Here is a 24,438-nt window from a genome sequence, read left to right on the forward strand (position 1 = left end):
CCCGCCTTCAGTCCGCGCTCGTGTGGCTGGTTCAACTCGATCCAAGCAGTCCCCCTGCAATTTGGCGGCTGACAAAGACCAAATGTGGGAGCCGTCGAGCTTCAGCGAGGCCGCGATAGCGGTGGGTCAGGCACCATAAATGTCGACTGTGCCGACGCCATCGCAGCCTCGCTGAAGCTCGACAGCTGCTACGGCTACGATGCCAGGGCCACGCCACGCTCTTCCAGCAACTGCACAAAACTGTTCAGACTCTGCGACACCGTACCCCGGCGCCAGATCAGCCAGGTATTCAGAATCCGGAACGTATCGGTCAGCGGCCACACACTCACCGCCGTAAACCCCGGCATGCTCTCCAGCATGCTCCGCGGCATCAGCGCCAACCCGGCACCGGCACTCACACACGCGAGCATCCCGTGGTAGGACTCCATCTCAAAGATCTTCCCCGGCACCGCGCCATCCTGTGAAAACCAACGCTCGAAGTGATGCCGGTACGAACAGTTAGAACGAAACGTGTAGATGCTCTCCCCGCTCACATCCCGCCCCCGGGTGATCGGCGCGTGATGCAACGGCGCGATCACCACCATTTCCTCCTCAAACACCGCCACGCCCTCCAGCGTCGCGTGCAACACCGGCCCATCGACAAACGCCGCTGCCAGCCGCCCCGACAACACACCCTCGATCATCGTGCCGGACGGCCCGGTGGTCAGGTCCAGCTCGACCTTGGCGTGCTTCTGGTTATACGCCGCGAGCAATGCCGGGATGCGCACCGCCGCCGTACTCTCCAGCGAGCCCAACGCAAACGCGCCCTGGGGTTCCTCCCCCGCCACCGTCGCCCGGGCCTCTTGCACCAGATCCAGAATGCGCCGCGCATACCCGAGGAAATTCCACCCGGCCGGTGACAAACGCAATCGGCTCTTCTCGCGAATAAACAAGTCCACGCCCAGGTCCTGCTCCAATTGCTTGATCCGCGTGGTCAGGTTCGACGGCACGCGATGGATCAATTGCGCTGCAGCGCTGATGCTGCCTTGCTCGGCAACGGCTTTGAAAATTTCCAGCTGGACCAGATCCAAGTCATTCTCCAAACGTGAACGTATTGCTTAATATTATTCAGTTTCCGAAAAAGATACAGCCCCGTACGCTGGCCTCCATCCCATTCACTGCGCAGGACGGTGCCATGAACTCCATTTCCTCCCAGACCCACGCGTTGTCGATCAACCCCGCCAACGGTGAAACGGTCGCCAGCTACCCGTACGAAACCGAGGCGCAGCTGGATGCCGCCCTCACCCGCTCGATCAACGCCTTCCGCAACGGGCGCAATACCCCCGCCGCCCAGCGCGCCGAATTGCTGCTGGCCCTGGCCAGCACCCTGCGCGACCAGGCCGAAGAAATGGCCCAGATGATCACCCTGGAAATGGGCAAACCCATCGCCCAGGCCCGTGGCGAAATCGAAAAATGCGCGCAACTCGCCGAGTGGTACGCCGCCCACGGCCCGGCCATGCTGGCCCCGGAAGCCACCCTGGTGGACAACGGCACCGCCCAGATCGAATACCGCCCGCTGGGCCCGATCCTCGCTGTAATGCCGTGGAACTTCCCGGTGTGGCAAGTGCTGCGCGGCGCGGTGCCAACCATGCTCAGCGGCAACACCTACGTGCTCAAGCACGCGCCTAACGTGATGGGCAGCGCGTACCTGATGAAACAAGCCTTCCAGCGCGCCGGCTTTGCCGATGGCCTGTTCGAAGTGATCAACGTCACCCAGGACGGCGTGTCCAAAGCCATCGCCGACCCGCGCATCGCCGCCGTGACCCTCACCGGCAGCGTGCGCGCCGGCATGGCCATCGGTTCCCAGGCCGGGGCCGCGCTGAAAAAATGCGTACTGGAGCTGGGCGGTTCCGACCCGTTCATTGTGCTCAACGACGCCAACCTCGACGAAGCCGTGCAAGCCGCCCTGATCGGCCGCTTCCAGAACTCCGGCCAGGTGTGCGCCGCCGCCAAGCGCCTGATCATCGAAGAAGGCGTGGTGGAAGCCTTCACCGCCAAATTCCTCGAAGCCAGCCGCAACCTGGTGATGGGCGACCCGACCGCCAGCGAGACCTACATCGGGCCGATGGCCCGCTTCGACCTGCGGGACGAACTCGACGGCCAGGTCCAGGCCACCCTGGCCGAAGGCGCCACCCTGCTGCTGGGCGGCAGCAAAGTCGAAGGCGCGGGCAACTACTACGCCCCCACCGTGCTGGCCAACGTCACCGACCAGATGACCTCGTTCAAACAGGAACTGTTTGGCCCGGTCGCCTCCATCATCACCGCCCGCGATGCGGACCACGCCGTGGCCCTGGCCAACGACAGTGAGTTCGGCCTGACCGCCAGTGTGTTCACCACCGACCCAGAAAAGGCACGCAGCATCGCCAACCAACTGGAAACCGGCGGGATCTTTATCAACGCCTACAGCGTGTCCGATCCCCGGGTCTCGTTTGGTGGTGTGAAAAAGAGCGGCTTCGGGCGGGAGTTGTCGCACTTTGGTGTGCGGGAATTCTGCAACGCGCAGACCGTGTGGCTGAACCGCCGCTAAGCAAGCGCTGCAAACGATGGCCCGCCCTGCGGGTCATCGTGTTGTCTGGTTCAGCACCGTCACGTACGCACCGAACATATCCGCCATGGCGTCCGCATAGGCGGTGATTTGCGCCTCGGTGCGCGGGCTTCCCGAGAATTCCTTCGCCACCGAACTGAAGGTGGTGGCGATCAAATCGCAGGCCAGGGCGCGGGTGGCTTCAGGCACCTGCGGCAGCAGTTCCAGCATGAACGCCTGGAAAATCTGTTGCCCTTCTGCGCGAACCTCATGGGCTTCGGGCGCATCACGGTACAGCGGCGCGGCGTCGCTCAGGGCGACGCGCATCTGCGCCTCCTCACACTCCGAACGAATAAACGCATGCACCAACGCCCGCAACCGCTCAAGGGCCGGCTGGCTTACGTCCTGCAGAATGCGGCTGAGCATCTGCGAGGTTTGCTGCCACTCATCGGTCTGCAGCCGAAACAGGATGGCCGCCTTGTTGGGAAAGTACTGGTACACCGACCCCACGCTGACACCGGCCTTTTCCGCGACCCGTGCGGTGGTGAAACGGCTGGCGCCTTCCTTGGCCAAAACCTGAATAGCCGCTTCGAGAATGGCCGTCACCAACCCGGTGGATCGCGCCTGTTTGGGCTCTTTGCGTGAGGAAATCTGCGAGGTCTGGCGATCGGTCATGGGGCGTTCCTGCTGCCGTTGGAATGCGAATAGCGAATGTGACGAATTGTTCGCATACTTTAAATGCGACGAATCATTCGCATACTAGCCCGGCGCCTCACGGCGCTCAACCTGCAGCAGGACATCCCCATGAATACGCTTACCTCGGCCCCGATGGCGGCCCTGATTGAACGGCTGTACACACAGGCCGATGCCGCCACCAGCCCCGTCATCAACACAGTGACCCACGAAGAACGCGACCGCCTGATGCGCAGCAAGACCGACTACCTGGCACTCTACGGAATGCTGAAAGACCTGTGGTTGCCCGTCTCCCGCGACACCGGCACCCTGCTGTACATGCTCGCACGCAGCAGCAAAGCGCAGGCCATCGTCGAGTTCGGTACTTCGTTCGGCCTGTCCACCCTGCACCTGGCGGCCGCCCTGCGGGACAACGGCGGCGGCACGCTGATCAGCAGCGAGTTCGAGCCCTCGAAGATCGCTCTCGCCCGGCAACACCTGGAGCAAGGCGGCGTGAGCGACCTTGTGGAGATCCGCCAAGGCGATGCCCTGGTCACCCTGGCCACCGGCCTGCCCGACAGCGTCGACCTGCTGCTGCTCGACGGCGCCAAGGCGCTGTATGGCGACGTGCTGAACCTGGTGGAAAGCCGCCTCAAGCCTGGCGCGCTGATCATCGCCGACAACACCGACTACTGCCCCGACTACCTGGCCCGGGTGCGTTCGCCGGCAAATGGCTACCTGTCGGTGCCGATCGGTGACGACGTCGAGCTTTCCGTTCGCCTGGGCTGATGCCCGTCAGAGGATTCAACTCATGTCTGGATTGGTAAGCCCAGTGGTACTGAAATTACTGCCCATCACCCTGGCGGTGTTTGTCGGGTTCCTGATCATCGGCATGCAACTGCCGGTGCTGCCGCTGCACCTGCACAACACCTTGGGCATGGACACGCTGGTGGTGGGCGTGGTGATCGGTGCGCAGTTTGCCGGGGCACTGTTGTCGCGGTCCTGGGCCGGCAATTTTGCCGATATGCGCGGCCCCAAGCGCGCCATGCTCGCGGGCATGCTGGTGGCGGCCAGCTCCGGCTTGATCTACCTCGCGTCCCTGGCGTTTGTGGCGTCGCCGGTGGTCTCGGTGTGGGTGTTGCTCGCCGGGCGCGTGGTGCTGGCGCTGGGGGAAAGCCTGATCGTGACCGGCTCGATGGGCTGGGGTGTCGGGTTGGTGGGGCCGCAAAATACCGGCAAGGTCATGGCCTGGATCGGCATCGCAATCTACGCCGCGTTTGCCCTGGGCGCGCCCCTCGGGGTGGCGGTGAATAGCCAGTGGGGTTTCAGCGGGATCGCCGTCGGGACCATGGTGATTCCGCTGCTGGCACTGGCCATCGTCGCCGGAGCGCAAGGCGTTGCGCCCACCAGCCAGCGGCGCACCTCGTTTTTCAAGGTGCTGCGCTCGGTGTGGGTACCGGGGTTGGGCCTGGCCTTTGCAAGCGTCGGGTTTGGCGTGATTACCGCGTTTATCGCGCTGCTGTTTGCCACCAAGGCCTGGGGCAATGCGTCATTGGCGTTTACCGCCTTTGGCCTGGCGTTTATCGGCGCGCGGATTTTCTTTGGGCACCTGCCCGACAAGATCGGCGGTGCCAAGGTCGCGCTGGTGTGCGTGATAATCGAAGCCGCCGGTCAGCTGTTGATCTGGGGCGCGGACAGCGCCTTGACCGCCTACCTGGGCGCGGCGCTGACCGGTTTCGGCTACTCCCTGGCGTTTCCCGGCTTTGGGGTGGAGGCGATAAAGCGCGCGCCGCCCCAATCCCGCAGCCTGGCGATGGGTGCGTATGTGGCGTTCCTGGATATTTCGCTGGGGGTCAGCACCCCGCTGATCGGCGCCTTGGCCGGCGTGGCCGGAGTGGCATCGGTGTACCTGGCGGGCGCGGTGGCCGTGGCGCTGTCGGTGATCGTGGCGCTGGCGTTGCTTTTCAAGGCGCCAGTGGCAGAGCGCGAGGTTTATACTTCGCCACCTCGCCCTTAACCCACATCACCCGAGATACCCGATGAGCCTTTCCCTCTCTACAACCCCTGCGCGCAAGCCGCTCGCGCCCCTGCTGGCGTTTGCCATCCTGCTGTTCGGCGCCGTCTTCCTGCAAAACAGCGTCGGCTCGCGCCAGGTGCTGTTGCTGGTGGTCGGCGCCGCACTGGGTTTGACGCTGTACCACGCCGCTTTCGGCTTCACCTCGGCCTGGCGAGTGTTCATCACCGACCGGCGTGGCGCGGGCTTGCGTGCGCAGATGGTGATGCTGGCGATTGCCGTGGTGCTGTTCTTCCCCGCGCTGGGGGCCGGCACCCTGTTCGGCCAACCCGTGGTCGGGCTGGTGGCGCCGGCCGGGGTTTCGGTGGTGTTCGGGGCATTCATCTTCGGCATCGGCATGCAACTGGGCGGCGGTTGTGCGTCCGGCACCCTGTTCACCGTGGGCGGTGGTAACGCGCGCATGCTGGTGACGCTGTTCTTCTTTATCTGTGGTTCGTTGATCGCGACTCACCACGTCGACTGGTGGTTCTCGCTGCCTTCGTTCCCGGCGGTTTCCATCGTCAAAAGCTTCGGCGTGGTGCCGGCCTTGCTGCTGAGCCTGGCCGTATTTGGCATCATCGCAGCAGTCACCGTGCGCCTGGAAAAAGGTCGTCACGGGCAACTCGAAGCCGGCGTCACCAGCGAACACCAGGGCCTGCGCCGCTTCCTGCGCGGGCCATGGCCATTGGTGTGGGGCGCGATTGGCCTGGCCCTGCTCAACTACGCCACCCTGGCACTGGCCGGGCGGCCATGGGGTATCACTTCGGCGTTCGCCCTGTGGGGCGCCAAGGTTGCCGGCGGGTTGGGCCTGGACGTAGGCAGCTGGGCGTTCTGGCAAATGCCGGGCAATGCCAAGGCCCTGGCGGCGCCGGTGTGGGAAGACGTCACCAGTGTGATGGACGTCGGCATCATCCTCGGTGCGCTGTTGGCTGCGGGATTGGCCGGGCGTTTCGCTCCAAGCCTGAAGATTCCGGCACGCTCGCTGTTCGCCGCGGTGATCGGTGGGTTGCTGCTGGGTTATGGCTCGCGACTGGCGTACGGCTGCAACATCGGCGCGTACTTCAGCGGGATTGCCTCGGGCAGCCTGCATGGCTGGGTGTGGTTGGTGGCGGCGTTTATCGGCAATAGCGTGGGCGTGCGGTTGCGGCCGTTCTTCTTTGCAGGTGAGCGTCCGCAAGTAGCGTTGAGCGGTTGCTGACTCGTTCCCACGCGCAGCAAAGGAATGCCGCCGGGGACGCTCTGCGTCCCGCACTGGGTGACGCGGAGCGTCACGGGATGCATTCCCACGCAGAGCGTGGGAACGAGCAGCATCATCGGCTTTTTGAAATCACTCCGCTCATGTACTGATTCAAGTCGCGGAAGTCCTGAACTTTCCAGGTGAACGGTGACAACTTCACACCGTTCTCCCGCAACGTTCTGGGAATCAGGTCGCCATTTGGACGAAGAATGACGGACGACACGATAACGCCCGGATAATCACTCAAGCGTTTTTTGAAAGTAGCCGTTGTCAGGTCAGGCGTAGGCGGATTGCTTTTATTCGCCAAGGGTCCCGTGCCTTTGATATCCGCGCCGTGGCACATGGCGCATCGCTGCAGATAAATGTTTTTCCCGTTAGCGTTGTCCGCAAAGGACAGTGACGTTTGAACCAGCGATAAAATCCCCAGCGACGCGATGAACGACTTTCTTATTTTCATCTTTCCATGTGGCCTTGTTGTAAAAATCCAATATCAACCAACCGAGCGTAAACGACCCGTTATCCACTCGCGACTGTAAGCCAGCACGCGGCCCGACATCGCCGTCGGAAAATGAATAAACCCATGAGCCGCCTGCGGTAACAAAAACACCTCGGACCCCGCCCATCGCTCGGCCATCTGCAGCGTGTCGTCCAGCAACGGGTCCAGCTCCCCCACAAACATCAGCGCTGGCGGCAGCCCGGCTAGGTCGCCATACAACGGTGACAACGGCGGCTGCCGGCGCTGCTCGTCACTCAGGCCCGGCGTCAGCAAACGCAGCGCCTCCACCATGCCCGGCCCGTCCAGCAGCAGCGTTTCGCGTCCTGCCGTGCGCACGCTCGGCGTACCGGTCAAATCGTAGACGCCGTAATACAGCACCGCCCCGCTCACCCGCGCCAGCAATTCGGGCGATTGCTTCAGCGCCAGCAGCGTGGCCGCCGCCAGATGCCCACCGGCAGACTCGCCGACAACGATCACCGGCAGGCCGGCGAACTCCTCACAGTCCGCCAGCAACCAGCGCGCCGTGGCCAGGCAGTCTTCCAGAATCCCTTCGACCGGCGTATTCACCGCCAGCCGGTAATCCACCGACACCACCGCCACCTCGCACGCATTCACCATGGCCACGTTGAGGTCGTCATTCATCTGCGCATTGCCGATCACCCAGCCGCCGCCATGGATATCCAGCACCACGCCTTTGGCCTTGCCCTTCGGCCGGATGATGCGCACCGGCACCGAGCCCACCCGCCGGCTTTCAGCCTGCAGGCCATGCTTGAGCAACTTGTTGCCGGCCACCATCTGGCTGGAGCGCAACAGCGCCTGGATCACCCGGGGCGTCACGCGGTTGCGGATGCGAAAGCGCGGCATCCAGGCGAGCTTCTGGTTAAAGCGCTGCATTTGCGCCAGTTCATGTTCTTCAGCAGGCCACAGCGTGTGAGTTCCCAATTCGATATTCCCTCTATCTCTGAAAGAGATGTTCACCTTGGCCAGTGTGCGTGGGCATCATGGCAATGATGTTTCCGCCCTCTGCCCACGTCGCCAGGCTCAGCGGTTATTGCGCAGGATGGAGAAATTCAACGCTGCCGCAACGCTCAGCCACACCAGGTACGGGAACAGGATCAGCCCGGTGATCAAATCCAGCCGCACCGTCAGCAGCACCATGGCGGCCACTACCAGCCACAGCAGCGTGATGATCACCATCCCGGCGAAAATCCGGTGGGCACCGAAGAACACGGGCGTCCACAGGGTGTTGAGTGCGATCTGCGCAGCCCATAGAGCCAGCACGATTTCGCTGCCGGGGATCAGAGTCAGGCGGTAGCCGGCCCAGGCGAGCAGCAGGTAGATGATCGTCCAGGCAACCGGGAACAGCCAGTTGGGTGGGGTGAAGCTGGGTTTGACCAGGGTGGCGTACCAGTCGCCCGGTTTGAAGATGATGCCGGTGCTCGCAGCGGCACCGCAGGCCAGAAGAAAAATAAACAACGTCACCATAATCGGTCCTTAGCTGAGAGCAGCTGCCTGGAGATAAAAGCCTTGACGGCGGTTTCAGGGTTGGACGCCCCGCGCAGCAAAAAGTGTATTTTTCTTTGCTCCGTGCCCCGCCACAGATGCCCTAGCTGAACGCGATGTAAACAGGCTCCTGCTCCACCGCCGACTGCTCACAAGCACGCACCAGATCCCGTACACAATAAAGTCGCCAGCCCTTGCCCACGCCCCACTTGGCAGCCACATCATCAAGGGATGCCGCTTCATCCCGCGTGGCCCGCTCCCAATCATCGTGGCCGATCTCGGCGATCAAGCGTGTTTGGTAGCCCTTCAAAAAGGGAAGCAAGCCCTGCGCATGATCAACCTCCAGCAGCACAACGTCAGCCGAGTCCAGTTGCTGCCTGGCCGCCTCGACCCAGTCCCGCGCCTGCAACGGCAGCGCGTCCAGCACCGCCTCAAAGGCCGACCCCGACTTGTCGCTGCCCTGAAACGAACCACACCCAATCTCGCCACCCGCCATGTCGCTCTCCTTGATAGTGATTCATACGCGCTGGGTTACTGCCGGCGACTACTTTTCCGGACAGGGATTGAACACTTCCGTCGCCGCCACCGCAGACACATACGGAATTTTCGTACCTGGAATGATCCCGACGGAGTAGGCATTTTTGCCGGTTTCACGCACATAGGTCTTGTCGGTGGTCAGATCGCCCGGCTGGTTCTCACCGAGCAGGTAATCCAGAAACTGGATTTTCACCGGCGTATTGAACTGCCCCTCGGCCGTCAGCGGAATGATCTGAGCAGCCCCCGCCCGAGTGAACGCGAAAAACGCCGCGGCGGCTTCACGGCTGCGGAAGGTTTTCACGCACAGCACATCGCGGGTACGCAGTGTGATAAAGCGCTGATAACGGCCACCGGAATAGGTGCTCAGAATCAAGCCATCGTCCACCAGAACGCCCAGCCCCTGAGTGGCACGGCACTGGCCATCGCCGCCATTCTCCGAGCCGTAGGGCAAGTAGCACCAGTTGGTCTGGCTCAGGGCCCGCACCGAACCGGGGGCAATCTGTAGGTCGTGCTCGATTTGCTGCCGGGCTTCGGGTGTTTGATACGGAATGCTGCAGCCGCTGAGGATCAGGGCCAGTAACACGTACAACAGGCGATAAGAGCGCATAGGTTTTCCATAACGGGCACGGCAGGTCGTTGCGCGCGTTGCCAGGGGGTCATTCCTTTGAAAGCTGCGCAGGTTTTGTCACATTCTACGACAAGTACCTTTCGGCGAAACTTTATGGAAATACAGATTTCGGAAACGTCCGACTGGCAATTGTTCGCGGCCACCGCCGAAGTGTTGGAGCACGGTTTGAAAGGTGAATGGACCGTAAAGGCCGATGGGCTGGTGGTTGCATTTGCGGGATAAAGGAGACTTTGCGTAGGCCGTAGCACCTTGCTCCTTTGCCTACGCTTGCGTCAGAATCCGCCGGCTTGTGCACCTGGTTGGTCATCTCTAAGGTTGCTCGGTCGCTGAAAACTCAGTGATCGGGTTTAGTAGCCCTAGGGTCAATTACACATAGTGCATGAGCTGCATCTATCAGACGTTCCTGTCTGTGCTTGATGGTGGCTGTGCGTAGGGCGCCTTCGGGTGCGCCGGCTTTGTGTAATTCCCCGGTCTACTAACCTGCGTACAGCTGCCACCCTCTTGTGTAGTAGCGAAAGGGTGTCGGCCCCATTCAGGAATTGCACCATGTTCAAAGTAACGCCGAATCCTCCGAATAAACCGGATCTAAAACTCCACCAGGCTGCCCAGCGCGCCATTGATCACTACCTCAATCCCGGCACCGAGACAGTCCCAGAGACAACCGCCCTCTTCAGCGTCACCTCCGGCGTCAGCAGCGAAATCCTGATCGCCAACAGCTACGAAACCGTTTCCTCCGTCAGCGCCCTGCTGCTCGACCTGTCCGACGAACTGACCGGCAAAGACCGCGACGTGGCATTGGCCATTCACCAACTGAGCGAATTGAGCGTACTGCTGATCGGCAAACTGATGGATCGCGAAACACCTCGGGCATAGAGCCCAACGCAGTCCAGCGGGACTAGCCCTTCAACTCACCCAACCGATTACTCGCCGCGTCGTCGTATGTCATATACAGCGACGCGGCGAGAGGCGCACGGTGCATTCAGCCATTGCTGAACCCCGCCTGGTTCGTTGTAATGGGCCTAGTCGAAACCCAACAGGTGATTCATGGACGCGGATCCGCTATGCCTAGTATTTGTACCAGCCCTCGTAGCCGTTCTCACCGCCGCTGAAGACAGAAAGGGTTCACCTCTTACCGAGGCTGAGGTCTGCAATATTCGAGACCAGGCGGTTTGTATTACCCTGCCATTCAGCGTGGCGCTTGATATGGAAAGGGAACGCGGCTATCCGGATATAGTTGCGGAGAACTGCTGGAGTGAATGGCAAAGCCGCAAATGTCATTGATTGATGTGGTCAGAATCACTTCACGTCTTTTCTAAAAGACTGTATGTGATGGTTGCCTAACTCAATTTTAGCGAGCGTGCTATGCCTGAATTAAAATGTTTCTTTCTTGATCATGACGTTGATATTGATCCAGATCCTCAGGCATATGCTGAGTTCTTCTTGAACTATCAATCTTCAAAGTGGCAGAAAGGGTCCGGTGATGGAGTATTTAGCTATATTAGTGACGAAGGTGACAAGTCCGAGCTATCAGTGCTAGAGAATAAAGAGTTAGGTATTTCAGTTAGATACAACATCCGAATATCCGGAGAACGAACAGGCGCTGAGTTTTATTCAGTGGGTACACTGAATAAAATTAATGTCGTTAAGAATTGTGGTGATGATCAGTTCGTACCTGAAGGCTCATTTTTAAAGCCCGATGTAGCATGGTTAGCGGTGGAAGATTTTTTAAAGAATCCGAGAGTTAAATCAGCTCGGATAACATGGTTGAATTCTGATGATATTTCCTGGCCCGACAGGTAATGAAATGACTTGATATGCCTGGATAACCCGGCACCACGCTGAACAGAAAGGGGCTTTATTTTTTCGATTAAAAAACCAGACTTCTTTTCCTTCTTGATCACGGCCTGAATCCCGCTACCGTCCCAGAGACGACCGCCCTTTTCAGCGCACTCTCCGGCGTCAGCAGCGAAATTCTGATAGCCAACAAACACAAAACCGTTTGCTCAGTCGGTGCCCTGCTGCTCGAGCTGTCCGACGAACTGACCGGACAGACCGCGATGCGGCACTGACCATCCACCAACTGAACGAATTGAGCGAATTGCTGATCGCAAACTGATGGACCGCGAAACACCTCGAAGCTAAAGCCGAACGCGGTCCAGCGGGACTAGCCCTTCAACTCACTCAACCGATTACTCGCCGCGTCGTCGTATGCCACATACAGCGACTCGGCGATTTGGCTTTTGATAGCCTTGGCGCTTTCCAGACCCAATACAAAACCTTCAGCCTTCCCGCCTGCGCGGTTGAGGTCTTCTTTGGTGTCAGCACCGGTGATGGCGTCGAGGAGCTTGATGGCGTGAGGGCCTACGCCTTTTGGGAGGCTGATTTGGTCGATGCTCATTGGGATGCCTCGGATGAGGTGCGGGATGGGGTGATGCGGGGTGAAGAGGTCATGGGCGATACCTTGAGATTGAGGTCGGTAGCGCGTGGAACCACTGCCGGGGGGGCCATGGTAGACCGGTATGGGAATTAAAGGGCTGGTTTCGGCCAAAAGCTGCCTGTCGGTTGCCCACGCTTTGACCGATGGGGTAGATGAAATTTTGAGTATCGCTAGAGTCTCATCGTCATTGCCTAACTGTGCCATCCAGGGGCGACGGATCGACTGTATGCAATAAGCGTCTGATCGGTACACCCTCGGGCAATTGCACGGAGCTGAAGATAATCCGGCCCTTGACCTCGGTGCTCAGCTTCGCCAGTCGCCGCTCCGGCACGTCGTAGATAAAGGCTTGCCGGATCAAGGGATGGTCCATACAAAACGCCAACAGATTGAATCGAAAGCTTGTCGCCAAGCTAGCATTTATCATTACCAAGTCGAAAACGCTGTCGCCGTACTCCAGTAGATTTAGCATTTCTTCCAAGCTCGATACAGGTGCTATGGCGTAGTAGCCCTGGTAGTTGAAGTCTCGCTCCAACCGCAAACGTTGAAAGTGTTGCGGATCGGCAATCATGATACGCAAGGCTTTATTGGTCATGGGAGGCTCCTAGCGACCTGCGCCGTTCGCTGTAGCCAACGTAGCAGGTCGGCGCCGTCCATTGGCCGGGCGTGCCAGTAACCCTGACCCTGGGTGCAGCCAAGCTCCAAAAGCTCTCGATGTTGCTCGGCGGTTTCAATGCCCTCGACTACCACGGACATGCCCAGGGTGCTCCCCAAGGCTAGGGTGCTCCCGATCACAGCTCGGCAACGGGGCTCATCATTGAGGCCACGGACGAACTCAGCGTCGAGCTTGATTTCGTTAAACGGTAACTGACACAGGCGCTGCAACGAGGAAAAGCCTGCACCGAAATCATCGATCGACAAGCGACACCCCATCATGCGCAGCCGTATCAGGTTTTCCAGGCACATCGCCGGTACTTCGAGTAATCCGCTCTCGGTCAATTCGAAGGTTAAGCTTGAGCCCGGAGTCTGGTTTGACGCCAATATCCGCTTGATCTGCGACGTCAGCTCAACACTGGCAAGTTGGCTCGCTTGAAGGTTGAACGCAAGGTCCAGAGCCGCGCCCTGGCTCCTGATCTGCCACTGCAAGCTCAGCGCCTGACGCATCAGGCTGAACAGCAGTTCATCGATCAAGCCACAACGCTCAACCGTCGACAGAAACACAGCGGGCGCGAGCAGGCCCTTGGTGGGGTGATTCCAGCGCGCTAGGACTTCCACCCCCAATACCTCGCCGGTCCGCAAATCGAATTTGGGTTGATAATAGGGCTCCAGTTGCTGATCGATAAAAGCATGTCGTACCTGCTCTTCGCTCGCCTCCTCTACACACGCCGGGATGGACTGCGCGGACCGCCGCCCGCTCAGATACGCCTCTAGAAACTGACGCAAAATATCTGCGTGCAAAGGCTTGGCAACATCACCGAGCATATTCAGCCCCAACAGTGAGCCCATCTGCCTCACTGCGCGACGCACATCACTTGGCATGCAACTGCTGATCAAGACGGCGCCCAGTTGCCCGGCGGTACCAGCACGCTGAATGAACTCAAGGCCATCCATACCTTCCATTTGCAGGTCGCACAACACTACATCTACAGAGCCAACCGCTTGCAAGAGGGTCAATGCTTCCACACCATTGCCGGCCTCCAGTACCTCGGCGCAGCCCAATTGTTTCAGCAAGCTGACCGCTACGGAGCGCTGGAACAGGTGGTCTTCAAGCACCAGGACACGAAGTGGCAGGCTAGGCATTTTGGTTCACTCGGCTACAAAGGAATACGCCCATTTTCGAGGATTGACCTCTAGGATTAGCGTGGAAAATGGCCGAGCTTTTGTAGGAATTTTCCCAAAGGATCTTCTGCTCCAGACACAAAAAACCGCGCAGAACACAGTCCGGCGCGGTTGACCTGATGAACTACTTGTAGGTAATCGTGAAATTCGCGGTAGCGTTGGCTACGCCTGGTTCAGGGCCAATGGTGCTGCCGGCGGTCTGAATATATCGAGCCCCGAACTGCAGGGTGGTAACACCGTCGCGTACTGGCATTACCGGTGTATCCACACCCAATGGCAACGGCGTGCCATCTTGCTTGAGCACTTGTACGGCAACCCCCTTGGCGGTCGATTCTGCGTTGAGACCCATCACGCCATTCCCTGCGTCAACAATTGCCGAACCGCGGACGCCTTCAAGGCGGATATTGGCGTTATTGCCCTGGAAGTAGTTCCAGGCCTGGCCCGAGACGTAAGTGCCGGCCAGGCAGTTATTCAAGGTGATGGAGAAGTTCTGGGTAGTGGTGGTGGTGCCAGGACCGTTGAATACTCTGCGCTCCCAGGTGCCCATGGGCACGTCAACGATGTTGCCGGTCTCCTGGGGCAGGCTACAGCCGGCTACGGTGATGCTGCCATTCAAGACGCCGGTGGCCCAGCGCTCGGGACCGCTGCCATTGTTGATGTCAAAGGAGTAGATCTCCAGTCCGTTGAAGTCATGACTACCCGCACCAATTGGACCGGTCTTGACCAGGAAGATGCTGATGCCCGCGACCGCCCAAGACCCTCCGGGACCACAGCTTTCAATGCTGATGGGAAAGGTGCTATCGCCGACGCGGCACCAGTAACCGACCCCACCATCGTAATTGACTATGGCGCCTACCCCCGGAATATTGGTGCTGTACACCGACTCACCCAGGCCCTTGCCAACGGCCACCGGTACACTGCCGACCTTCGCGCTCAAGACATTTCCCTGCGCGGTAAAGAGTGTGGAGGTCGTGCAGGTTACGCCTTTGTTGACTGAATACTTCCGGATACCAATGGTCGAGCCAACCGGCGCATCCTGGGGAATATACAAAGCCCCAACGTTGTAGGTCAGCGTCGAAGGGTTTATGTCGCATTCCGCCCAAGCCAACTGGCCCACACACATCTGTAAAACACCCAACACGATCAAAGCCAAATACTTGTTCATCACAACCTCACAAAGATGCTGTCATTGATAGAGAACGGGGGGCTCAAGGCGCAACCCGGCACAGCGCTTCCATCACGCGATAACCATCGGTGATCGGCGCCTGACTGATATCCAGTTGAATCTCGCAGCGTTGCGAGGCTTTCTCGCCCCACTTCATGCTGTAGGTTTTGCCCTCGCCTGCCGACAGCAACACCTGTCCACCCTGTCCTACCACGCCCACGCTGGTGCCCTTGTCGTCCTCGACAGTGGTGCCAAACGGCAGTAGTGAACCGTCTTGCATGCGGACGTTGAGCACGACTTTTTCCGAACGGCTCGCGGCGAATTTGGCTTTCACCACGGCGCCACGACGCGGCACAACATTGGTCACGCCTTCGGCGATGTCGACGTTGGTGTCCAGCTCGCTGGTGTCCACGGTCACGCGGTTCTTGCGGTACGGCGTGACATACGGCACCAAGGCGTAGCCCTGCTTGTTGGTGAGGATGCCCGGAGCGTTCTGCACGCCAACATTCGGGGTATCCTTGACTTCCACCAGGGCCACGGTTTCGCCCAGGGTCTGGCCGAACTCAATGCCTTCGCTGTGGGCCAGTACCGAACCCGAGGCGCTGATCGAAGCTTGCTTGTAACCTTGGCCAACACTCACGCCGGCGCCCAACTGTGCAAACGGTGCGCGGTAGCCGATCAGGGCCGAGCCATTGTTACCGGTGTTTTCCACGCGGTTGGCGTCGACGTTGTACGTCATCTCGCCATTGCGTCCGCTGATGCCGGCACGCTGATCAAGGCTGCCATCGTTGTTGCGGGTGACGCTGAACGTACCGGTGCTGCGGGTCTGGCCGAGAGGCATCGATACGGTGAACACCACCTGATTGCTCTGGCCATAGTTGTCGGTCAGGGTCTTGCTGGCGTAGACGCCGTAGGTCACACCCTTGACCTGAGTGTTGAAGCCCAGTTGCATCTGTTTGTCTACACGGGACGAGCCCCAATAGTTCTGCTGGCTCACGTTTAGGTACAGCGAGCCGTAGCTGTCCAGTGCCTGGTTGACGCTTGCCTCGACCTTGCTGCGCTTGGAGATGTTGGCGTAGTCGTTGGGCTGTTGCAGGCTTACCGCTTCGGAGAAGTCACGGTAGCCTTCAGTGGAGTAGCGATAGCCGGCGAACCGCACCGATGTGCCGGTCTCAAAAGCCTTGCCGTAACGCACGCTGACGCTCTGGCCTTTCTCGCTGCCCGCCTTGGCCGACCGCGCGTTGGGAATGTCGGTCTGAGCCTGAGTCACGTCCACAGATACCGCGCCGAGGCTGCCCAGGCTCTTGCCGACACCCACCACACCGGCACGATAAAAATCTGCGCCGAGGGCGCCTCCGTAAAGAGTCAGATCGAATGGCAAACCGTAGGCCAGCGACGCCTGGACAAACGCGGGGTGTTCACCGCCCTGTGCGGCATTGTATTGACCAGCGGTGAAGCTGTAGCGCCAGGTTTTTTCCCGAAGCATGTTGGCCAGAGTCGCATAAGGCTGGGTGAAGCGACGCTCACGGCCATCGGCTTCGGTGATGATCACTTCCAGGTCGCCACTGCCGGAGGCCGAGTTCAAATCGTCGATCTCAAAGGCACCGGGCGCCACGTAGGTGGTATACAGCGAATAGCCGTTCTGACGCACTTCCACCTTGGCCTGGGTTTCGGCAATACCGCGAATGATCGGCGCATAACCCTGCATCGAGTCGGGCAACATGCCCATGTCCGAAGCCACTTGCATACCGCGAAACGGCACGCTGTCGAACACATCGCCAGGCGTGAAGCTTTCACCGACGGTCAGGGTGCCCTTGATGGCAGTCAGGTCGCGCTGGGCGTAGGTGTTGCTGCGCTGCCAGTCGCGGCCGCCTTGGTCATCCTGGCGGAACGAGGAGCTGGAGCGAAAACGCCAGTCGCCATAGTTAAAACCGCCGGTGGCATACAGGTTGTACTGGTGGCCGCTCCCCCGGGCATCGCTGCTGGTTTGCGCAGCCGAGAACTGATAATTGAGCATTGCCGCATTGATCCCCCGGTCCCATTCCTGCGGGTCCACGTAGCCAGCGGCATCGCGGCGCAAGGCGATCTGGGGCACACTGATATCCAAGACCAAGCGGCTCGCATCGAAACTTACCGAGGCTCCTTCAATCAGGCTTTCCAGGTTGACGCATTCCGGCAGGATTTCACCCGGGGTGACGAAGCCATCAAGCTTGATCCCAAGTTCCTTGAGGAAGTCTTCAGACAGGCAAGCCTTCACGTCACCACTATCGGCGTCCTTGGCAAAGGTCATGTCGCGGCGGCCAAAGAAGCTCTGGTTCAGGCGCACCGCCACCGGGTAAGTGCCGGGGCCGATGCTGCCACTGTTGGCGATCGCGTCCAGGTCGAGGTTAGGGCCGGCACTGGTGCCGCCAAACGACTGCATGAAGCTGGAATCAAACTTCGCAGGCTCCCCCGCTTGCGCCAGGCTGCCGACAAACGCGGCCAGGACAGCAACGCACAGCGGCAAAAGTGCAAAGGGCACGTTTGAATGGCTGATACTCGGGATATGGATTCGCATGGCAATACTCAATACGAGCCCGTCGCACCACACAGGCGGCACGCGGTTTCGTTCGCAGGTAAAAGGGATGGAGCGTGTTAGCGGGGGCTGCCCAGCGGGGCTTTTTGTGGGTCGGTGTAGCCGCCGTAATCGTTGATGGCGCTGAACTCGACCTCTCCGCTGGTGCCGGTAAAACCTCGTAGCGAATAACGCTGGCTGCTCATTGGCGCGACCATCGTCGGCTCGTTGACCTCGACCGAGCGGCCACTGGCGTTGACCTTCACGCCGATAAACGACACATGGAACGCCGACGGGTTATTGACCACCAGCACCGGCTTGCCCTGCGTCTGCACCAGGCTCCACTGCAACTTCGGCAGCGCGTCCAGTACCGAACCCTTGAGGCCGGCAGGGCGATAAAACAGCTTAATCCTGGTGCGCATAGCGATCTTCAGGGTGTTCTCGTCGCCGGCACTCGCCACCGGGATTTCCTGGGCGTTGAAATAAAATACCGACTCGCGATCCGCCGGCAGGTTGCCCGGCACCTTCTGGATGCGCACTACTTGCTCTTTACGTGGGTCGAGGCGAAACAGCGGCGGGGTTGCCACAAACGGCGTCGGGGTGCTGTTGTCATCTGCCTCGGTGTTAACCCAGGTTTGCACGGCATACGGCTGGGAGGTGGTGTTGCTCACCGTGATGGCGGCGTCACGCTTGCTGCCATCAAACACTACCCGTGTACCGCCGAGCATGATGCCGGCCTGGCTGACGCTGCTGAGCAAGCTCGCACCAACCAGCAGTGCCGCCAGGGACAGAGTTTTGAAGGGAAAGGCTTTCATGTCGATCATCCTCTTGCCGTTGGGATGGCAGCCGGAGCGCGTTGCTCCGGCTGTGCATCGAGGGGCTTACTGGTAGTCGATGGTGAACGCTGCCTTGGCGTTGGCCGGACCCGCAGTGGAAGCACCGGTAGCGATGTAGTTGGCGGTGAAACGCAGTGGCTGGGTCAGGTCGGCGTAGGGCGAGGAATCCAGGCCCAGTTGCACGTCCTTGCCTTGGGCGTCCTTGATCTGTACCGCGACGTTGGTAGCTGCGCCGGCGTCCGGGGCTATGCCAACCCATTGGCCACTGGCACCAGCGTTGCCGCTCAGGGACAGGAACTTGACCACGGCTTTCTTGCCGGCAACGGTGCAGCCAGGGGCCGACGTGTCGATGGTCAGGCTAAAGGCGCCGCCGCCTGCGATGTCGCCTATTTTTGCCAGGGAGGTGGCAGGTACGTTACCCAGGCTCACATCACCGGCACCGGCCGAACCGTTCAGGTCGCTGACCACTACCGGGCAGGTGTTATCGGTGACGCTACCGATGAAATTGATTTCGCCATCGGCGGCCATCGCGGCTTGGGAACCTGCGGCGAGGACTACAGCGGCAACCAGACTTTTCAGAGCAAACTTGTTCATAGCGGTATCCAGATAATAAGTGGTAGGGAGTCGGCCCGCTGGGGCCTTGACCTCATGTTGGTAGCGCTGCCGGTGGCAGGTTTTTCGCTTCAACGGGTTCATTATCGGAATTGGAGGAGTGACAAAATGTAGGAAGCAGCTATTCGATTTGTAGGAAATTTCCCAGTGATTTTTCCAGCGTTCAGCGGCGTTTCCAGGTGCAGGAAACGCGGCTGAACGCGACGTCGTGAAGGGCTAGTAGTAATTGATGGTGAAGGTCGCGGTGGCATTCGCCGGGCCGGCGGTGATGCTGTCTGCGGTCTGGATGTAGCGGGCTTTGAGCGGAATGCTGTAGCTGGCGCCTTCTTGAGCAAGAGGGGTGATACCGCTGGCATGCAACGTAGCTAATGACAACGGAGAACCACCGCTATCAGCAACTTGCAGGCCGACTCCTGTGGCTGCGGGCGAGTTGCCTTGAGCACTGGGGTTAAGGCTTAAGATGCCTAGGGATGGGTTGATCGCGGCCAGAGTCGGATCAATACGTACTTGCAGAGTGTTGTTCTTACGTGAGCCAAGATTGCTGCTGGAGCCATCGTCCGCCCAACGCGGCCCGGTATCCTGATAATAGCCATTGAACGCAGGACAGTTGTTCAGTGCGATATTGAAATCCTTCCACTGAGTGAAGGTGTTCTTGCCGGAAAACTCGTTGGTCAGATGCGTGCCCATTGGTACGTTTACGTCCGGGGTTAAACAGGTACGCGAGACGATGTTGATGCTTCCGGAATAGTTGACCCTCATAACCTCAAGACTGTTGCTGGAGATCCAGGTCTGCGAAACCGTCGGCAGCGAGGCTCCCTGGATAGTGCCTGCTGTGACCTCACCGATTTTTATGAACGAAAGATCAAATGACAGCGTGTTTGAAATGGTCCACACACACTCAACTTCATTGTTGCCACAATTACCAATGCTGGTTGAGGTTGGCATAGCATTGCCGGCGTACCAGACGACGACGCCAATGCCCTTGACCCCGGACTCGTAAACCTTGCCCCCGTAAGGAACACCCACCCAACTGGACAAAGGCATAGGTGTGACAGACGGCCAACGCCTGGTCTCGATGTTGTAAATACCAGGCGAGCAGCCGAACCTGACGGGTGAAACTTGCGTGAACGTTTGTCGATAGATCTCCGCACCTAACGGTACATCCCTGCCGACAGTAAGATTGCCGCCCAAAAGCGGTTGAGTGCGAATCATCGGGGCCGTATCGCTGTAAAAGTTGCAATCCGCCATAGCCATCCCTGTCACCAACGACAGCCCTATCACGGTCACACCGGCTTTCAGCCCCCTTATCCACTTCATTATCTGCTCTCCCGTGCGTTGCTCACTGAGGCAACGCGACTATCCAATTGATCGACCGCACACACCGCATCCACTTGGCGCAATGTCTTGCCGTCACTTTTCCCCGCAGGCAATGGCAACGAGCATTGCTGCCCCGCTTGCGTGCCCCAACTGATCAACAACCGCCGGGCATCTTCCTTCACCCGGGCATAGAGCTGACCGCCCTGGCCGACCACGCCCACCGATACGCCTCGGTCATCCACAACACTGGCGCCAAACGGTAGCGGGCTGCCATCAGCCAGGGTCACGTTAAGCAGCAGGGCCTGACCATTACTGGTGCCGTACTTGAGCGCCACCACGGCACCGGCCCGCGGCGCGACTTGCTGGCTGGTTTCAGTCAGTTCAACGTCCAGGGACGTGCCCAGCGGATCGATGGCTACCTCGTTCAATTCATAAGGACGCAGGTACGGCACCACGGCATTGCCGCGACCGTCGAGGCGCAAGCCAGGGAAGCCCACCACCTTGGCACCCTCAGCGCCCTTCGCACTGACCACCGCCATGGTTTCACCGCGATAAGGGGTAAAGGTCACTCCGCTGGGGTGTGCCACGACACTGCCGCTGGCATTCAGGGACAGGCTGTTATAGCCATCACCCTGGCTGACGGTGGCGCCGACAATGGCTTTAGGGCCGGTATACTGGCCGTTGACCGAGGTATTGTTGGTGTGGCTGGCGCCTTCATGGCTGCCGGTCAGGCTGTAGTTGTACTGGCGGTCTTCACCGGCCGTGCCGCTTAAGGTCGTTTGTTCGCTGTAGCTGCCGTGGGTATCACGCAGTACACGACCCGACAATTGCGGCGAGTTGACCGAACCGCCGAACTCCAGTGGCATGCTGACGGTGAGCAGCAGGCTGTTGTCCATCTCGCCCAGGCCAATGCGGCTGCGGTTGGCACTGATGCCATAGCTGACCTGCCGTACCTGTTTGTTGTAGCTGAACTGGTACTGCACGTCCCGTCCCGGCTGGTTCCAATAGTTCTGGGTAAAACCACTGAACGCCACCTGGCCCCAGGGCCCCAGACTCTGGTTGGCCGTCAGGGTCAATCGGCTACGCGGGCGCCCGTAAAGGCTGGTGTCCAGGCCGTTGCGCTCGGCATCCAGCAACTGCATCGCGTTGCTGAAATCCAGGTAGTTCTCGGTGGAAAACCGCGTCGCCGCCACGGCAAAGTTACTGCCGGTACTGAGGATGTTTTTGCTGTAACTCATGCGCACACTCTGCCCGCTGGCCTTGCCGCTCTTGAGGTCGGTCTGGGCCTGGGTCAAGTCGATTCCCATGGCACCGATCGGCGTACTGAACGCCAGGCCGCCAAGCAGCGCGCGGTAATCATCACTGCCCTGAACACCGCCATATCCGGTGAAGATATTGCTCAGACCCAGTTGGTAGGTACCTTGCACCAGCTTGGCCTGGCGCTCGATGTAGTTATTGCGGGTTTCACCAGCAGTAACGTTGAAACGCGAAGTGCCGGGGCGAAGTAACTGCGCGGTGGACGCGTAAGGCACTATGAAGCGTTGCTCGCTGCCGTCAGCCTCATAGACGGTTACTTCCAGGTCGCCGCCGTAGCCGGTGGAATACAAGTCGTCGATGACAAAGGCCCCCGGCGACACTGTCGTCTCATACAGCAGGTTACCGGCCTGGCGCACCGTCACCCGTGAGGCAGTGCGGGCGATCCCGCGAATCACCGGGGCATAACCGCGCTGGGATTCGGGCAACATGCGGTCGTCGGTGCCCAGTTGCACACCGCGATAGGCCAGGGTGTCGAAAATCTCGCCACTGGTGTTGGCTTCGCCGACGGTCAACTGGCTCTTGAGCGAGGTAACGTCACGCTGGGCGTAGGTATTGAGGGTTTGGTAGTTCTGCCCCGTATCCTTCTGCCAGTTCAACGAACCGTTATGACGCAGGCGCCAGTCCCCCAGGTTCAAACCGGCGTTCAGGCCCAGGTAGGCTGAGTCGTAATTGCCGGTGTTGGTGGTGTTGTGGTTGGCGTTGAAGGTGTAGCTCAAGGTCCCGGCGGTGACGCCACGGTCCCACAGTTCAGGGCTGACATACCCACGTGCATCCCGGCGCAGGGCAATTTGCGGGATGCTGATATCCAGTTGCTGGCTGGAAGGCGAAAAGCTTACCGTAGCACCCTCGATCAATTGGCTCAGGTCCAGACAGCTTGCGCCGCTCTCCAGCTCGGCCGTGGCCTGGGTCGACAGCTTGTGCAGGTCCACGCCAATGAGCTCCAGCAAGCCACGGCTGAAGCACACCACCGGATGGCTACCGTCTTCGGCGGCATTGATGCGAATGTCCTGGCGACTGACCAGCTTGCCATTGACCGCAACATCGGCCCGGTAATCACCTGGCAGCACGGGGTTGCCCTTTTCGTATTGAGTCAGGTCCAGGCTGCGAGAGTCCTCAGGCAAAAAGGCATCGTTGAACTGCACGTCTTCAGCCCAGACCAACGGAGCCAGGCATATACCCGGCATTACGGCCAAAGTCTTGAGAATCAGCACCGTCAGCGGATTTAGGGCAAAGCGGCGGCTCACCTGCGGGCAGTGGCCCAGGCGTGGGATAGTCGTCATAAGTCACTCGTGCGCTAGAACATTCGCGGGTGTATCAGGGTTTGAGCGCCTGCTTGATCGGCATCAGCGCGCCGTAGTCATTGATCGCGTTGAACTCCACCTGGGCAGCGGCACCTGGCAGCGACTTGAGGCCCGGCAAGGCAAACACCTGGTTCTCGCCGGGGTTGATCATGCCGTTGTCGCTCTCGAAGCGCTGGTTGCCGACGGCAAGGGTCAACTCCACCAGAGAGACGTGAAACGCCGTCGGGTTGAATGCTTGCAGCGCATAACCCTGGCCCTGGGGGATAACCTTCCATTGCACCTGCGATGGCGCCTCGGCAGCTGTGCCCGGCAGGCCGTCGGGTCGATAGAAAATCTTGATCCGCGAACGAAAGGCCATTTGCAGCACATTCAGGTCCACCGGGCCCTCGGCCTTGGGCGGGATTTCCAGCACGTTGAGCCAGAACACTGACTCCTTGCCCGTTGGCAGTGCCGCCCCCGTAAACATCAGGCGCAAGCTCTGGCCCTTACTCGGGTCGATCCTCGAGACCGGCGGCGACAGCACAAACGGTGCCTTGGAACTGGTAGGACTGGACTGCACGTCCCCGGTATCCACCCAGGCCTGCACCAGCGCGGGGTGCAAGCCGTTGTTGTTCAATTTGACGGTGATTTCTTTCTGGCCCGCCGGGTAAATCAAGCGGGTACCGGTGATCACCACACCGGCCATGGCCTGGGAACAGACCAGCGTGGCCAGCACTAACCACGCGCTGCGACGAAGATTTTTCAGACAGGACATAAAACACCTCATCAGCCCGACATCGGCGCGCCGGGTCGCGGCGCGCTGACGTGAACGCGGCTTACTGGTAGTCGACGTTGTACGTCACGGAGCTGACCACAGTGCCTGGGGTGGTGGCGCCGGTAGCGAAGTACTGCACGGCGTAAGGCATGTTGGCTGCGCCATTACCGTCGATGGTGTTGCGGGTGGTCTTGGTGCGCTGGTTGGTGTTACCGGCCTGGATCACCGCGCCGCCTTGGGCGTCAACCAATTGCAACTGCACGTTGGTGGCGGTGCCAGTCATGTTGTTCAGGTTGCCGCTGATTGGGTCGACTGTAGCGCCGGAGTTGAAGAAAGCGGCCGCGGTGGCGGCGGTGCCAACACAGTTGCTCAGTTGAATGTTGAAACCGGTACGGCCTTCAGCCTGGCCGGCAGCAGTCAGCAGGCCGGTAGAGATGGTTGGCAGGGTCACGGTGGCAACGGCAGGGGTGACCACGCCGTCTACCGCGATGGTGCAGGTCTGGTTAACCAATTCACCGTTGAAATTGATGGTGCCGTCGGCAGCGTTGGCGAACTGAGCGCCAGAAGCGCAAACCAGTGCAGCAAGCGTGAGGGCTTTAGTTTTCATGGTGCAACTCCAA

Annotated in this window: 26 protein-coding genes; 8 read left to right on the forward strand and 18 right to left on the reverse strand. The window is 59.8% G+C overall.

Annotated elements, in window-relative coordinates:
- Positions 1 to 194: 194 nt before the first annotated feature.
- Complete coding sequence (locus tag HX824_RS11170; protein ID WP_177051075.1) at positions 195 to 1,070, reverse strand: LysR family transcriptional regulator; 876 nt, start codon at positions 1,068 to 1,070, stop codon at positions 195 to 197.
- Between the two features lie 104 nt (positions 1,071 to 1,174).
- Between HX824_RS11170 and HX824_RS11175 the strand changes: the two genes are divergently transcribed.
- Entirely contained in the window at positions 1,175 to 2,566 is a 1,392-nt protein-coding gene (locus HX824_RS11175) for an aldehyde dehydrogenase family protein (protein ID WP_177054544.1), read from the forward strand.
- Positions 2,567 to 2,599: 33 nt separating this feature from the next.
- Here the strand turns inward: HX824_RS11175 and HX824_RS11180 are convergent, their stop codons facing one another.
- Complete coding sequence (locus HX824_RS11180; protein WP_102605762.1) at positions 2,600 to 3,238, reverse strand: TetR family transcriptional regulator; 639 nt, start codon at positions 3,236 to 3,238, stop codon at positions 2,600 to 2,602.
- Positions 3,239 to 3,367: 129 nt separating this feature from the next.
- Between HX824_RS11180 and HX824_RS11185 the strand changes: the two genes are divergently transcribed.
- The 3 genes from HX824_RS11185 to HX824_RS11195 are packed head-to-tail and all read left to right on the forward strand — an operon-like array spanning position 3,368 to position 6,486.
- A complete protein-coding gene (locus tag HX824_RS11185) occupies positions 3,368 to 4,024 on the forward strand; it encodes an O-methyltransferase (RefSeq protein WP_008438792.1) in 657 nt (218 codons plus the stop codon).
- Positions 4,025 to 4,046: 22 nt separating this feature from the next.
- Entirely contained in the window at positions 4,047 to 5,252 is a 1,206-nt protein-coding gene (locus HX824_RS11190; protein ID WP_134326066.1) for an arabinose transporter, read from the forward strand.
- 22 nt (positions 5,253 to 5,274) lie between these two features.
- Complete coding sequence (locus HX824_RS11195; protein WP_177054545.1) at positions 5,275 to 6,486, forward strand: YeeE/YedE family protein; 1,212 nt, start codon at positions 5,275 to 5,277, stop codon at positions 6,484 to 6,486.
- 112 nt (positions 6,487 to 6,598) lie between these two features.
- Here HX824_RS11195 and HX824_RS11200 read toward each other — a convergent pair whose 3' ends face one another.
- From HX824_RS11200 to HX824_RS11220, 5 genes are all read right to left on the reverse strand, one after another.
- Entirely contained in the window at positions 6,599 to 6,982 is a 384-nt protein-coding gene (locus HX824_RS11200; protein ID WP_008438795.1) for a cytochrome c, read from the reverse strand.
- A gap of 33 nt (positions 6,983 to 7,015) precedes the next feature.
- The gene (locus HX824_RS11205; RefSeq protein ID WP_177028927.1) at positions 7,016 to 7,915 is read right to left on the reverse strand and encodes an alpha/beta hydrolase; all 900 of its coding nucleotides are present in this window, start codon (positions 7,913 to 7,915) and stop codon (positions 7,016 to 7,018) included.
- Positions 7,916 to 8,062: 147 nt separating this feature from the next.
- Positions 8,063 to 8,503 carry a TspO/MBR family protein gene (locus HX824_RS11210; protein WP_076016149.1) on the reverse strand — a complete coding sequence of 147 codons (441 nt, stop codon included), beginning with the start codon at positions 8,501 to 8,503 and terminating at the stop codon, positions 8,063 to 8,065.
- A 124-nt stretch (positions 8,504 to 8,627) separates the two neighbouring features.
- Complete coding sequence (locus tag HX824_RS11215) at positions 8,628 to 9,020, reverse strand: hypothetical protein (RefSeq protein WP_134326063.1); 393 nt, start codon at positions 9,018 to 9,020, stop codon at positions 8,628 to 8,630.
- A gap of 48 nt (positions 9,021 to 9,068) precedes the next feature.
- Positions 9,069 to 9,668 (reverse strand): hypothetical protein, encoded by a 600-nt coding sequence (locus tag HX824_RS11220; RefSeq protein WP_134326062.1) that lies wholly within the window; start codon positions 9,666 to 9,668, stop codon positions 9,069 to 9,071.
- A 114-nt stretch (positions 9,669 to 9,782) separates the two neighbouring features.
- On the opposite strand from HX824_RS11220, the gene HX824_RS32550 reads away from it, so the two are divergent.
- The 4 genes from HX824_RS32550 (at position 9,783) to HX824_RS11230 (ending at position 11,489) form a co-directional block, all read left to right on the forward strand.
- Positions 9,783 to 9,911, forward strand: a complete 129-nt coding sequence (locus tag HX824_RS32550; RefSeq protein WP_256346977.1) for a hypothetical protein — start codon at positions 9,783 to 9,785, stop codon at positions 9,909 to 9,911.
- A gap of 324 nt (positions 9,912 to 10,235) precedes the next feature.
- Positions 10,236 to 10,562 carry a DUF6124 family protein gene (locus HX824_RS11225; RefSeq protein WP_134326061.1) on the forward strand — a complete coding sequence of 109 codons (327 nt, stop codon included), beginning with the start codon at positions 10,236 to 10,238 and terminating at the stop codon, positions 10,560 to 10,562.
- A gap of 171 nt (positions 10,563 to 10,733) precedes the next feature.
- The gene (locus tag HX824_RS32555; RefSeq protein ID WP_083853257.1) at positions 10,734 to 10,970 is read left to right on the forward strand and encodes a hypothetical protein; all 237 of its coding nucleotides are present in this window, start codon (positions 10,734 to 10,736) and stop codon (positions 10,968 to 10,970) included.
- An 81-nt stretch (positions 10,971 to 11,051) separates the two neighbouring features.
- Positions 11,052 to 11,489: a hypothetical protein gene (locus tag HX824_RS11230; protein WP_157222886.1), complete on the forward strand. Its 438-nt coding sequence runs from the start codon at positions 11,052 to 11,054 to the stop codon at positions 11,487 to 11,489.
- A 364-nt stretch (positions 11,490 to 11,853) separates the two neighbouring features.
- Here the strand turns inward: HX824_RS11230 and HX824_RS11235 are convergent, their stop codons facing one another.
- From HX824_RS11235 to HX824_RS11285, 11 genes are all read right to left on the reverse strand, one after another.
- Positions 11,854 to 12,087 (reverse strand): hypothetical protein, encoded by a 234-nt coding sequence (locus HX824_RS11235; protein WP_008438825.1) that lies wholly within the window; start codon positions 12,085 to 12,087, stop codon positions 11,854 to 11,856.
- Between the two features lie 223 nt (positions 12,088 to 12,310).
- On the reverse strand, positions 12,311 to 12,718 hold the full coding sequence (locus HX824_RS11240) for a chemotaxis protein CheY (protein WP_102605769.1): 408 nt from the start codon (positions 12,716 to 12,718) through the stop codon (positions 12,311 to 12,313).
- Positions 12,715 to 13,923 carry an EAL domain-containing protein gene (locus HX824_RS11245; RefSeq protein WP_102605770.1) on the reverse strand — a complete coding sequence of 403 codons (1,209 nt, stop codon included), beginning with the start codon at positions 13,921 to 13,923 and terminating at the stop codon, positions 12,715 to 12,717. The genes HX824_RS11240 and HX824_RS11245 overlap by 4 nt, the downstream gene beginning before the upstream one ends.
- A gap of 163 nt (positions 13,924 to 14,086) precedes the next feature.
- A complete protein-coding gene (locus tag HX824_RS11250) occupies positions 14,087 to 15,127 on the reverse strand; it encodes a fimbrial protein (protein WP_177051068.1) in 1,041 nt (346 codons plus the stop codon).
- 43 nt (positions 15,128 to 15,170) lie between these two features.
- Positions 15,171 to 17,684, reverse strand: coding sequence for a fimbria/pilus outer membrane usher protein (locus tag HX824_RS11255; RefSeq protein ID WP_177051067.1), 2,514 nt, complete (start codon positions 17,682 to 17,684; stop codon positions 15,171 to 15,173).
- Between the two features lie 77 nt (positions 17,685 to 17,761).
- A complete protein-coding gene (locus HX824_RS11260; RefSeq protein WP_177051065.1) occupies positions 17,762 to 18,496 on the reverse strand; it encodes a molecular chaperone in 735 nt (244 codons plus the stop codon).
- A gap of 66 nt (positions 18,497 to 18,562) precedes the next feature.
- Complete coding sequence (locus tag HX824_RS11265) at positions 18,563 to 19,111, reverse strand: fimbrial protein (protein ID WP_102605773.1); 549 nt, start codon at positions 19,109 to 19,111, stop codon at positions 18,563 to 18,565.
- Positions 19,112 to 19,345: 234 nt separating this feature from the next.
- Positions 19,346 to 20,446: a fimbrial protein gene (locus HX824_RS11270; protein ID WP_177051063.1), complete on the reverse strand. Its 1,101-nt coding sequence runs from the start codon at positions 20,444 to 20,446 to the stop codon at positions 19,346 to 19,348.
- Positions 20,446 to 23,043 (reverse strand): fimbria/pilus outer membrane usher protein, encoded by a 2,598-nt coding sequence (locus HX824_RS11275; protein ID WP_256346978.1) that lies wholly within the window; start codon positions 23,041 to 23,043, stop codon positions 20,446 to 20,448. Before HX824_RS11275 ends, HX824_RS11270 begins: the two co-directional genes overlap by 1 nt.
- 34 nt (positions 23,044 to 23,077) lie before the next feature.
- Positions 23,078 to 23,818, reverse strand: coding sequence for a fimbria/pilus periplasmic chaperone (locus tag HX824_RS11280; RefSeq protein ID WP_177028872.1), 741 nt, complete (start codon positions 23,816 to 23,818; stop codon positions 23,078 to 23,080).
- 61 nt (positions 23,819 to 23,879) lie between these two features.
- On the reverse strand, positions 23,880 to 24,425 hold the full coding sequence (locus tag HX824_RS11285) for a fimbrial protein (RefSeq protein ID WP_102605776.1): 546 nt from the start codon (positions 24,423 to 24,425) through the stop codon (positions 23,880 to 23,882).
- Positions 24,426 to 24,438: the final 13 nt, after the last annotated feature.

Origin of the sequence: Pseudomonas sp. D4002, from assembly GCF_013385665.1 — a bacterium.
GTDB lineage: Bacteria > Pseudomonadota > Gammaproteobacteria > Pseudomonadales > Pseudomonadaceae > Aquipseudomonas.